Here is a 12,417-nt window from a genome sequence, read left to right as displayed (position 1 = left end):
AAAACGGATACTAGGCAGGTTGAAGCGCTTGTCCATCTAAAGCAGGGCGAACCAGGAAAGCAACGTGCATAGGATAGCCCTGGGAGTAGATCGCATCGATGTACCGCAGGGCTGTTTCTCGATTTTTGCAGGTGCGTAAAACTTTCTCGTTGCCGTTGGCGTATTGGATGCGTAATTCCCAGAACATCGCTTTTCCCCTTATGAAAATAGTAGAAACACCAAATAGTCGGTCAGCGACTTTATAAAACTTTCATGAACCTATCCTATAAGCTTTATATAAACTTTGCACTCAGTAAAATTGATGAATTGAATAAATATCGCGATCGCGCTCTCTAGTTGTCTGGAAGAAAAAGCTGAACGACTACGTACTGGAAAACACGGTTTGTCTTCTAGAAGTCAAGAGAAAATCTAAATCAAGGCGAATAATATTTATCTTAAAAATCCTGAAAGCCTGAAATTGTATACGTTTTACCGAGATAAGCATAATTACGCAAATAGCTAGCTGGTAGGGAAAGCAATTAAGCTTAATTACCAGTGAGTGTCAAGCGTGAGGATGTAAATTCTTCGCTTAACAAGCTTAAATTGCAAGTGTGTTCAGAAGCAAAAATTAACACGATGTTTGACTGCATTATTGTCGGTGCTGGCCCAGCAGGTGGAACCGCAGCTTATCATCTAGCTAAGGGAGGACGTTCGGTTTTAGTCTTAGAAAAAGACGCAATGCCGCGTTACAAACCGTGTGGGGGTGGAGTATCACCAGCGATACAAGAGTGGTTTGATTTTGATTTTTCTCCAGCGATTTCCTTAAAACTCAAATCACTCCGCTACACCTGGAAAATGGGCGATCCAGTGGAAGTAGGGCTGGAAACAGGACAACCGATTTGGATGGTAAGGCGAGACGTTTTCGACAACTTCCTGATGCAGCAGGCGCAGCAACAAGGCGCAGAACTGCGAGACAACACTGAAGTAACGGGGATTGAGTTTAAGAGCGATCGCTGGCAAGTCAACACCGCCAATGGACCCGTTGAAGGTCGCTATCTGATTGCCGCAGACGGAGCCAAAGGGCCAATGGCTAAGTGGTTAGACTTTAAAGAGCGCAAACGGCGTCTGGCTGGAGCCTTAGAAGCAGAAATACCTGCCCAAAATACCAACCAACAAAAGATTCATTTTGAATTTGGGATGGTCAAAAATGGCTATATTTGGAACTTTCCTAAAGCAGACGGATATTCTATCGGCGTTGGCACGTTCATCGGCGGTGAACCCCAAGACTTTAAGAAAATTTTGGCTGAGTACGCCAAATCTTTCGGCGTAGAGGTCAATCAGAGCAAGCAATATGGTCATCCCCTTTCTCTATGGGATGGCAATCAAAGGCTGCATACGCAAAATGCAGTTTTAGCCGGAGAAGCCGCCTGTGTCGTCGATCCGTTTACTGCTGAGGGAATTCGTCCCTCAATGTTTAGCGGCTTGAAGGCAGCGGAAGCGATTGACAAATCACTCTCCGGGGATGGCAATGCTCTGGAAAGATATACCAGCACGATCGCCGAAGAATGGGGATCGGATATGCAGTGGGCACAACGCTTAGCAGGAGTGTTCTACAGAGTTCCTAAGATTGCTTATCGAGTCGGTGTTAAGCGCCCTGGTGCCACTGAGCGCATGGGCAAGATTCTGTGCGGAGAAAGTCGTTACTCTGAAGTCGCAGAGAGTGCTATCAAACGCCTCAGTAAGAGCATGATACCGGGAATGGGTGGGTAAAACGATTGAGCATTTAGTTAGCTTGGGCTGATTTCTTTTGGGTGGGCAAAAGCCCACCCAGATAAGATTTGGTAGGTATTCCTCACTCTACAAAATTAAATTTTTGAGAGTGCAACCCCCTTTTAAATCGTCAGTGGTGCAATTTCCTCATGTGTTATATTGGGGCTTTCATCCAGAAACTTGCTAGGTTATGTCTTCTAGGACTGCAAAGTTATCCAGGTTCGGACTGATGATTTTAGCAGCGGGATGCTTAAGCTTCCTGACGCTAGGTTGTCAAAAATCAGAGGCTGACGCTAAAAAGTACGTTGACTCAGGAAATACTCTAGCTCAACAAGGCAAATTAAACGAAGCGATCGCTGACTACAACAAAGCCGTTGAAATTAATCCCAAGGATGCAGAAAGTTACAATAAATTAGGAACTATTCTGGTCAGCCAGAAAAAATTTCCTGAAGCAAGTGATGCTTTTAAAAAAGCAATTGCAAGTAATCCTAAAAACGTAGAATTTTATCAGAAATTAGGATTTGTTCAGGTTCAAGAAAAGAAACTGGAAGAAGCAGCTGCTACTTTCAAAAAAGCAATTGAAGTCGATCCCAAAAATGCCAAATCTTATAATGACTTAGGATTCATTCAGGTCAATCAAAGAAAATTACCTGAAGCGGTTGCCAACTTCAAAAAATCAATTGAAATTGACCCGAAAAACGCCAGATCCTACAATGATTTGGGAGTTGCTTTAGGTGCCCAAGACAACCCGAAATTATTACCCGAAGCGACTGAGGCTTTCAAGAAGGCAATTGAAATTGACCCGAAAAGTGCAGATGCACACTATTTCTTAGGGGTTGCCTTGGTCAAACAAGGAAAGTTAAATGAGGGAGTAGCAGCTCTCAAAAAGACCACTGAAATTGCTCCGAAAGCAGCACCTGCTTACTTTGGCCTAGGGGTAGCTCTAAATCAACAAGGTAAAAAGTCTGAGTCAATCGAAGCGATGAAAAAAGCCAGAGACTTGTTTAAAGAGCAAGGTCAAACTCAGCAAGCTGACCAGATCGATCAGGGATTAAAGGCTTTAGGGAAACAGTAACCAGTTTTAACACTCCCGTTCCCTGAAAACAGGATAGAGTTTTTACTCCCAGGAGTAGGGGCACGATTGTTGATTTAAAAAGTAGGGGCACGGCAATGCTGTGCCCCTATAATGGTTGAGCGATAAGGTTTTCTGAAAGTTCTGTAACCAGGCAACCAGCCCCAGGGAAACACTGAATACGGTTTGGTAGGGCGAAAAATACCAAAGTTCGCATTTGTTGGATTTCGTTTCTCTACCCAACAAACAATAATTTTCACCGAACCATATTGGGGAGACAGACCCAAAGCTGGGTTGGGATGTTGGCAACAGGTACTTACCATCCTCAACTTTGATAATGCTGAATACTCGAGCGGCTGAAAGTCGCCGACTCGACTGCATCCCTTGCAGCAACAAGCATGGTAGAACTGGGACAAGCACTTTTATAGTTTCGACATGACGATTTACTTTTATAAATTTGAAGATCCCTACGGATGTTTTTCCAACTTTTCTCCTCATAACATCTATCTGCTGGGTCAAGATTGGATGACGGTGGAGCATTATTATCAAGCGCAAAAATTTGTTGGCACCGAGGATGAAGCGTTAATCCCAGCGATCGCTAGCGCGAAGACGCCAATGGAAGCCGCAATACGGGGACGCGATCGCACCCGCCGCATCCGTCCGGACTGGGAACAAGTGAAAACCCAAATTATGCGCGAAGCCGTGCTAATCAAGTTTCTAACTCACTTAGAGATTCAATCCATTTTGCTTTCGACCGGCGATCGCCCAATCGTGGAGGATTCTCCCACTGATTATTACTGGGGTTGCGGTGTAGAAAAAACTGGACAAAATCATTTGGGAAAAATCCTGATGAGTGTCCGTCAAGAAATTCGGCAACGGTTAGGAAAAAAGTAGCGTTACTCCTTTGTGAATTTATATATTTAGCTAATCTGAATTAGCGATTTTTTTAGGGAAAATATTTTTAGCTTTTCATAGCATGTCTTACATAAACTGTCAATATTTTTGAGTTATTTTTCCTTAAAAATATTAAAGTTAACAATAATTTTAAAACTTTTATAAGATCAATAGTTTTACGAATACCCAGTATGACTTTTCAGTTACAGAATAGAAATATACAAAAACATTCATGCCTGAATTTATAAAAGTGGTGGATAGAGGGAATGAGCTTAAGTGATAATACGCAAACAATGCAGCACGAAATAGACCAAGCAAGCTTATTACACGGAATTACCAATCGGATTCGGCGATCGCTAGAATTGCCAGAAATTTTGACATCGACAGTCGCTGAAATTCGCTCATTGCTTGAAACCGACCGCGTGATGATTTATCGGTTTCATGCCGATGGCAGTGGAGAAGTGATTGCCGAGGCAATTGATAACAATCGCCTGCCATCTTTGATGGGACTAAATTTTCCGGCTGATGACATTCCTCCCCACGCCCGCGAGATGTTTCTGAAAGCTCGCCAGCGCTCAATTGTCGATGTTTCCTCAGGGTTGATTGGTCTGAGTTCCTTGGATTGCGCCCAGACAGGTACTGCTTTGAAGGCGGAAGATGTTCGCTATCGCCCAGTAGATTCCTGCCATATTGAATATCTCACGGCAATGGGAGTCACATCTTCCCTCGTGGTGCCGATTCTATATCATGATGCCCGCACGCAGGAGACCCAGCCGGAACTATGGGGTTTATTAGTCTCTCATCACGCTGAATCGCGTTCGGTTTCGGAACAAGAACTGCAAATCGTCCAGTTAGTGGCAGATCAAGTTTCAATTGCGATCGCTCAATCTACCTTACTCGAACTCGCCTGCGCCCAAGCAACGCGGGAAGCGCGGATTAACCGAGTCGCCACCCTGCTCCATGCACTACCAACGATTCAGCTTTCTGAAGCCCTTACGGAAACGGTTGCAGCCTTTAAAGGTTGTGGGGGCAGAATTTACATAGCGGCAGAAAATCCAAGTCAAGCAATCCTATTTGCCTGCGGCGATCAACCGATGCTAGGAGCCATCGGGAAAGATCGTCCGCTTGAAGAGCATCCCGTTTGGCAGGAATATTTAAAATTACAAGACACTGCCTGCAATCCCATCAAGGCAGTGACGGATCTCTATAAAGAACCTCATCTGCGAGTCATCGCGCCAGCGTTCCGCACGACTCGAATTCGGGGCATCCTGATTGTCCCCCTCCAGTATCGTCAGCAGTTTCTGGGATACTTGTGCATTTTTCGTAATGAAATTGATACGGAAACTTTGTGGGCTGGAAATTTCGACCCGGATCGGAGACAACTGCAACCTCGTAATTCCTTTGAGGCATGGAGGGAACTGAAACGAGGTCAAGCACAAGCGTGGACGCCGGGAGAAATTGAACTCGCTCAAGCCTTGGGTCATCACTTCTCAATGGCGATTGAGCAGTATCTCCTGTACACACAGGTGCAGTCTCTCAATAGCAACCTGGAGCATCAAATTCAAGAGCGAACTGTCCAGCTAGAACAGTCCTTAGAGTTTGCCAAAGTCCTCAAGCAAGTCACAGACCAAATTCGCAGCACTCTGGATTTAGAGAAGATCCTACAAAGCATTGTGCAGGAAGTCAGGAAACTGCTAAGCACAGACCGAGTGGTAATTTACCAGTTTACTAGAAGTTGGCAAGGGGAGGTGGTTGTAGAAGCAGTGACAGGCAGATGGAACTCAATTCTGGGAGAGATATACGAAGATGAATGCTTTCCTCAGGAGTACGCCTCTGCTTACCAGCAAGGAAGGATTCGAGCAGTTCATAACGTAGCTGAGTCAGATTTGCATCCCTGTCATATAGAGTTTTTACTGAAAATTCAGGTTCAAGCCAACTTAGTTGTCCCGATTAACATGGGGGAACAGCTATGGGGGCTACTAATTGCCCATGAGTGCCAAGCTCCTAGGGAATGGAAGACTGCTGAAATTGATTTGCTGCAACAGCTGGCAAATGAAGCCGCGATCGCAATTCAGCAAGCCGAACTGTACGAACAAAGCCGTACTGCCGCTGCGACTGCTACCGCTCAAGCACAACAGTTAGAACAAGCTGCCGAACAACAGCAAGCATTGTTTGGAGTAATTACGAAGATTCGAGAATCCCTCGATCTAAATACAATCTTCAAAGCAACGACCACTGAAGTCCGACAACTGCTAGGGGCTGACCGAGTGGCAGTATTTCGCTTATATTCCGCCTCTGGCTCGCTGGATGATGAATTTGTCTCAGAAGACGTATTACCAGCTTTAAAGCCGATTTTAGGAACCAAAGTTTACGACCGCCACTTTTCCCAAAACTATGCTGTACTTTATCAACAGGGTCGGATTCAAGTAGTTGATGACATCTACAACGCAGGCTTAACTGATTGCCATATCGAGCTGCTGGAGCAATTTCAAGTTCAAGCTCAACTCGTGGTGCCACTGCTAAAAGGGGATATCCTTTGGGGATTGCTCTGTATCCATCAATGCTCGCAAAAGAGACATTGGGATGTCTCGGAAATTGAGTTCGTCACCCAGACTGCTGTTCAGCTGGGAGTTGCAATACAGCAAGCAGAATTACTCGCTCAAACCCAGCATCAAGCAGAACAACTCGCTTGTGCCCTCCAAGAATTACAACAAACCCAAACCCAGCTGATTCAGACAGAAAAAATGTCGAGTTTGGGACAGCTAGTCGCAGGTGTGGCTCACGAAGTCAACAATCCGGTTAATTTTATTTACGGCAATCTCATTCACGTTGGCGAGTACGTAAAAGATTTGATCGATCTGTTGCATTTATACCAAGAGCGTTATCCCCATCCCGATCGAGAGGTTGTCAAACACGCAGAAGCAATCGATTTGGAATTCATTGCTGATGATCTGCCTAAAATGCTGTCGTCAATGAAGGTGGGAGCCGACAGAATCCGTCAACTGGTGCTGTCTCTCCGGAATTTCTCTCGCCTTGACCAAGCCGAGATGAAACGGGTGGATATCCATGAGGGTTTAGACAGCACGCTGTTAATTTTGCAACATCGACTCAAAGGGAAGGGTAATACTCCTACGATTGAAGTTGTAAAGGCTTATGGCGATCTGCCCTTAGTTGAGTGTTATGCCGGTCAGCTCAATCAAGTGTTTATGAATGTCCTTAGCAATGCGATTGACGCGCTGGAGCAGCAAAACAACTGGGATCGATCGAACCACCCGATGGAAAGGGGAGAAGCTGCTGGTTATTTGCACCACGCAAGTGACACAGATACTGCCCTAACATCATCAGACGTTAAAACTTCACCCGCGCAGATTACTATCCGCACCTTTTTGAAGGAGGAAGCAGAAAGAATAAAAGGTGAAAAAATACAGGAGCAAGAAGGAAGGATAAAGCATGAAACAGATTCACTTATTCATCCTTTCGTTCCTCATCCTGCTAACGTGGTGATTCAAATTATTGATAATGGCTCTGGTATGCCAGAGGCGGTGCAGGCGCAAATCTTCGATCCTTTTTTCACGACAAAGCCGGTTGGTAAAGGCACAGGTTTGGGACTGTCGATCAGCTATCAAATTGTGGTAGAAAAACACGGCGGCGTCTTTAAGTGTTCTTCTCAACCAGACAAGGGCACTGAGTTCTGGATTGAAATTCCCGTTCGCCCACAAAATTGAAAGCAGCAATTGATGCTGGGGCAAAAAACGAACTCTCTACACACTCGGAACCTCACCCCCAACCCCTCTGCGTTGACGGAGTGGGAATATTGAACTCCTTCCCGTTGACCGGGAGGGACAGGGGTGGGGCTAAACTCTGAGTGCTAAAGACAGCACAAATTAGAACTTCCGATCGCTCGAAAAAGTTTTACGGGCAAATTTTCTCGATAGCGATCGCTGCCATTTCAGTACCTGCTGGCTTCCGGGTACTTCGTGCAGCAGCACATACAAACAGGGAATAATAAACAGGGCGAGGATGGTGGCGATAGACATCCCAAAAAAGACGACGATGCCCAAAGGTTGTAGGAATTCCGAGCCTTCCCCGATGCCCAGGGCTAGCGGCAGTAAGCCCAAAACCGTCGTGATGGTAGTCATCATAATCGGTCGCAGACGTTGGGGAGCGGCTTTAATGATGGCAGTTTGGCGATCGCATCCTTCTCGTTCCCGAATCTGGTTCGCTAGCTCGATCATGATGATAGCGATATTCACCACAATGCCCACCAGCAGAACGGCACCGACTAGAACAGTAGCACCGATGGCGGTTTTAGTGACGTAAAGCCCGATAATTCCCCCAGCTAAAGCTAATGGCAAAGTCAGAATAATGGCTAGGGGGTCAATTAACGAGTTGTACTGCACCGCCATGACCACGAACACTAAGAAGGCTGATAGCGCCCCCAAAGTTTTCAGAGAATTTTGCAACTGCTGATTGGTTTCGGCTGCGGAACTAGGAAGTACAGTCACGCCTTCAGGTAACTGCAAATTTTCTAACACCCGATCTACCTCTGCAAAGGCATCGCTGAGGTTAGCTCCTTCGCTGAGACTCCCAGCAATGATAAAAACCTGTCGTTGGTTAATCCGTTGCACTTCTCCAGGCGCTTGCCCTTCGGAAATGGTCGCGACATCACCCAGCCGAACTAAGCTGTTGTTATTGACAAATAAGGGCAGCTCCTCTAATTGCGAAGCGCGTTGCACCGATTCTTCATTGAATTGTACGCGCACATCTACTAAGCGATTGCCTCTTTGCAACTGCGTTGGTACCGACCCCTCGATTGCTGTCTGAATCGTTTGCCCAATGTCTTGCGTCGTCAACCCCAACTCCTCTGCACGCTCCCAATCCGGTCGAATCTGCACTTCTGGTTGCCGAGGGTCAGCATCCGGTCGAAACGTTGCACTTTTTACTTGCTCATCCAAGGCTTGCACCACTTGCCGCCCTGCCTGTTGCAGCGGTCGATCTTCGTTTCCTTGGAGGATGATATCAACATCCGCTCCCCGCACTGGCGAGTTCGTTAGGATGATACCTCGCACCTGACCGGGATTGAGCCGCAGACGAATCCCCGCTAAATTCAGTTTATTTAACTCTTGGGTAACTTTTTCGACAAACTTCTCGACATCTGTACCGGATTTGAGGGTGATGGAGCTGGAACCTCGGAGGGGATTTGCACTGGTGCTACTGCCGAAAAGAGAACCTCCGGCTGTGCTAAATACATAGTCAGTTTCGGGCTGTTTTGTGAGGATTTCGTCAACCATTGCCATCACTTTCCGGTTAGTTTCCACGCTAGTTCCCGGAGGAAACTGGGCAGATAAATTTGCTTGACCAGTGCTAATACGAGGCAGAATTTCTTGAGGAATTTGCCCTGCCATCCACAAGCTACCGCCTCCCAAAACCAGAACCGAAATCGCAATTATCAGTATTCGATAAGGCAGCGCCCTCGTTAAAGTGCGAGTATAGCTGCCAGTTGCCGCCTCAAAAGAACGGTTAAATTGCCGCAACAACTGAAACTCACCTACCCGACTCGACCAGCGGATAGCCAATAGCCGAGATGTGAGAACAGGTACAACGGTCAGAGCTACTAAAAGTGAAGCTGCGACTGCAAAGCAAATCGTCAGAATTAATTCATTAAATAGTAGTGAGAAAAAGCCACCAATTAGCAAGAATGGCACTACAGATACCAGGTTAGCGCCTGTAGCAGCAACCATTGCTGATTCTACTTCCTGGGAACTGACAATCGACTGATCAATTATCTCTTGTTTGTTTAACCGTTGCTTTGTCCGAGTGCCTGGAGTCATGCCAATGCTTTCCGCAATGTTCTCCATGATCACGACGCTGGTGTCAATCGCCTGACCAATCCCCAACGCCAGACCTCCCAAACTGAACACATTCAAAGACAAGTCAAAAAACTTCATCAAGACGATAGCCGTCAGAGTACAAAGGGGAATCGTCAGGGAAATAATCAAAGTTTGTCGCAGTGACCCTAAAAAGAATAAAACTGCTACGGCTGCAAGTAATGCTCCGGAGATGGCAGAAACGATGACATCATTCAGGGAGTTGCGAATAAATTTTGACTCATCTAAGGTGGGTAGCAGTTTCATGTCTGCGGGAATTACACCCGATTGGCGGAGTTCTTCGATGCGTTTTTTAACTCCTTCCACCACCTCGATAGTATTGGCATCTGGTTGCTTTTGAATGCTGAGTTTTACCGCTGGTTGCCCATTAAGATAGACAAATACCCGCTGGTCTTCTGTACCATCAATGACTTCGGCAAAATCTCTTAGATAAACGCGAGATTGTGGTAAAAGTGTAGGGCTTTGCGCTCCTACTGGGCTGGGAGTTGAGGAAGCAACTTCAAAGGAGAGATTGCTAATTTCCTGTGCATCCTGAAAGCGTCCGACGGTACGGGTTAGCGTTTGGGAGTCGTTGCCTTGCAAGCGACCCCCAGAGATGTCCTGATTGCGATCGCCTAAAGCATTCAACACATCTACCAAACTCACCCCCAGCGCCTGTAAGCGATTCAGGTCAATTTGCACCCGCACTTGTTCTTCCACCCCACCCGCAACATCGACGGCGGCGACACCATTGACTACACTGAGTTCGCGGGATAATTCTTCATCGGCAAATACCCGCAAATCCGCATCCCCCAGGGAAGAGGATTGCAGCGCCATTTCGTAAACGGGTAGCTGGGAGGGGTCAACTTTAAACAAACGCGCATCTTCGATGGTGCTGGGGAGTCTGCTGCGACCCCGGTTAAAGGCAGCAGTGGCATCGTTGAGCGCTTGGTCAATGTTGCCTCCCGGTTCAAAGAATAAGTCTAAACTCACCTGCCCTTCGCGGGTTTGGGAGTAAACTTGCACCACTCCTTGTGTGGTACTTAGAGTTTCTTCTAGCGGCTTGGTAATTTCATCAACTCCCACTTCGGGGGAAATTCCAGGCGCTTCTACCCGCACGCCAATTCGCGGATATGTGATAGATGGCAACAAATCGACTTGGAGTTGGGAGAGAAAGAACACTCCCATCACCAACACAGATAATGTGAGCATGAGTGTGCCGATGTGACGGCGGATGGCGATCGCGCTTAGGCTAAATCCAGACATAATAATTTTGAATTTTGAGTTCTGAATTTTGAGTGAATTCGGAATTTTGAGTGCATGAGTGAGTTTTGAATTAAGAATTCAAAGCTCAAAACTCAAAACTCTAGGGCTTTGCGGTTTCTGATAAAACACTTAAGCTTACAAGTTCGCCATCCTTGAGCGGCTTACCAGCGCGGCTGACAAATCGCTCTCCCGGCTTTAATCCCGACATAATTTCTACTTTTCCATTTACGCGATCGCCCACTGTCACCGATCGAGCCTGCACTCTTGGCTGTTGCCCTTCACGAGTCACAACAAACACCGTCGCTTTGCTAGATTTGGCATTTTCTTGGGAGTTGGAAGCGCTCTCTCCCTCGCTCCTTGCCTGTCCCCCTTGTGCCTGCCTCCCTTGTGTCTGTCCCCCTCTCCCTCCTGCTTCTTGCAGCGCCGTTTGCGGCACCACGACCCGTGGGGATGCATTTGAGGCAAAGCTGACCCGTGCCAATAGTCCGCTGCCGATCTCACCCTTGGGGTTGGCAATCGTGACTTCTACCGGCACTTGACGAGCCGCTACATTCGCCGCCGGAGAAATGCGAGCTACTTGTCCAAGAAATTCCCTGTTCTTGAAGGCATCTAATTGCACCCGCACCGATTGTCCAGCCCGGATATTTGACAATTCCAATTCTGAAACTGGCACCACTACTGTGACGCGGCTGAAATCTCCAATTTTTAAGATTTCACTACCTGGATTCGCTAAATCCCCCGGTTCTAACCCTTTAGCAACGACAACGCCGCTAATGGGGGAAGTTAATACTGAATAAGATTGGCGTTCGCGATTTTGAGCCAGTACAGATTGTTGCGCCTTGACTCTGCCTTGAGCCGCTACGACTGCTTGCTGTTCTGTACTCACCTGTGCCTGAGCAGAGAGCAAAGCTTGTTGAGCCGTTTGAGCTTCGGTTTGAGCTAATTCTGCTTGTTGCTGCGCGATCGCACCCTGTCTCGCCAAGCCAGCCAGTCGCGCCGCATCCCGCTGTGTTTGCTGCAATTCAACTTTTGCCTGTTCCACCTGTGTCCGGGCATTCGCTACCTGAGTTCGGGCGCGGGCAACTTCTGCTTGAAGCGTTGCGAGTTCTGCTTGCGCCTGATTCACGCTAGTCAACAAGGTGGTGTCATCTAACTGGGCAACAATTTGACCCTGCGCCACCCGATCTCCCACATCTGCTTTAAGAGAGAGCAGCCGTCCTTCCACTTGGGGTTGCACCGAGACTTCTCTGAGTGGGCGAGTCGTGCCGATAAATTTTACATCTTCTTGAAGCGATTCGCTGCGAGCGATCGCCACATCCACTGGTGTAGGTTTTCCTTGCCCCCCTTCTTGCCCTCTGGGAGATTGAGCCTCCGCTTCTGCTTTCGGCAGAATGCCACAACTGGTCAACCCAGGCATCCCTAAAACAGCAAATATCAATATAAATAGGGGAATTTTTTGATTTTGCCGTTGGCTTGTTGATTTTTGACTCGTTTGCTGCCGAGAGGCTTGAGCAGCAGATATATCAGGAGACATACGCTTAAGTTGCACTTGGGTGTTCCACTCAGGAG

At 47.1% G+C, this 12,417-nt stretch carries 7 protein-coding genes; 4 read left to right on the top strand and 3 right to left on the bottom strand.

The window, feature by feature from the left end; all coding sequences use genetic code 11:
- Positions 1–10 precede the first annotated feature (10 nt).
- Positions 11–187: a family 2 glycosyl transferase gene (locus NDA03_RS14990; RefSeq protein WP_190411992.1), complete on the bottom strand. Its 177-nt coding sequence runs from the start codon at positions 185–187 to the stop codon at positions 11–13.
- A 428-nt stretch (positions 188–615) separates the two neighbouring features.
- Here NDA03_RS14990 and NDA03_RS14985 point away from each other — a divergent pair, with 428 nt between their 5' ends.
- The 4 genes from NDA03_RS14985 (at position 616) to NDA03_RS14970 (ending at position 7,440) form a co-directional block, all read left to right on the top strand.
- Positions 616–1,749: a geranylgeranyl reductase family protein gene (locus NDA03_RS14985; RefSeq protein ID WP_190411991.1), complete on the top strand. Its 1,134-nt coding sequence runs from the start codon at positions 616–618 to the stop codon at positions 1,747–1,749.
- Between the two features lie 229 nt (positions 1,750–1,978).
- The gene (locus NDA03_RS14980) at positions 1,979–2,824 is read left to right on the top strand and encodes a tetratricopeptide repeat protein (RefSeq protein WP_348238459.1); all 846 of its coding nucleotides are present in this window, start codon (positions 1,979–1,981) and stop codon (positions 2,822–2,824) included.
- Between the two features lie 432 nt (positions 2,825–3,256).
- On the top strand, positions 3,257–3,715 hold the full coding sequence (locus NDA03_RS14975) for an NADAR domain-containing protein (protein WP_348238457.1): 459 nt from the start codon (positions 3,257–3,259) through the stop codon (positions 3,713–3,715).
- A 266-nt stretch (positions 3,716–3,981) separates the two neighbouring features.
- Positions 3,982–7,440, top strand: coding sequence for a GAF domain-containing protein (locus tag NDA03_RS14970; RefSeq protein WP_348238455.1), 3,459 nt, complete (start codon positions 3,982–3,984; stop codon positions 7,438–7,440).
- 159 nt (positions 7,441–7,599) lie between these two features.
- Here the strand turns inward: NDA03_RS14970 and NDA03_RS14965 are convergent, their stop codons facing one another.
- Both NDA03_RS14965 and NDA03_RS14960 read right to left on the bottom strand, forming a co-directional pair.
- Positions 7,600–10,848, bottom strand: coding sequence for an efflux RND transporter permease subunit (locus tag NDA03_RS14965; protein WP_190676617.1), 3,249 nt, complete (start codon positions 10,846–10,848; stop codon positions 7,600–7,602).
- 100 nt (positions 10,849–10,948) lie between these two features.
- The gene (locus NDA03_RS14960; protein ID WP_242033173.1) at positions 10,949–12,382 is read right to left on the bottom strand and encodes an efflux RND transporter periplasmic adaptor subunit; all 1,434 of its coding nucleotides are present in this window, start codon (positions 12,380–12,382) and stop codon (positions 10,949–10,951) included.
- Between the last annotated feature and the right edge of the window lie 35 nt (positions 12,383–12,417).

Origin of the sequence: Trichocoleus sp. Lan (genome assembly GCF_039961855.1) — a bacterium.
Taxonomy (GTDB): Bacteria; Cyanobacteriota; Cyanobacteriia; order Cyanobacteriales; family FACHB-T130; genus FACHB-T130.
The sequence above is the reverse complement of the archived record's forward strand: the minus strand, read 5'-3'. Positions and strand labels throughout refer to the sequence as shown.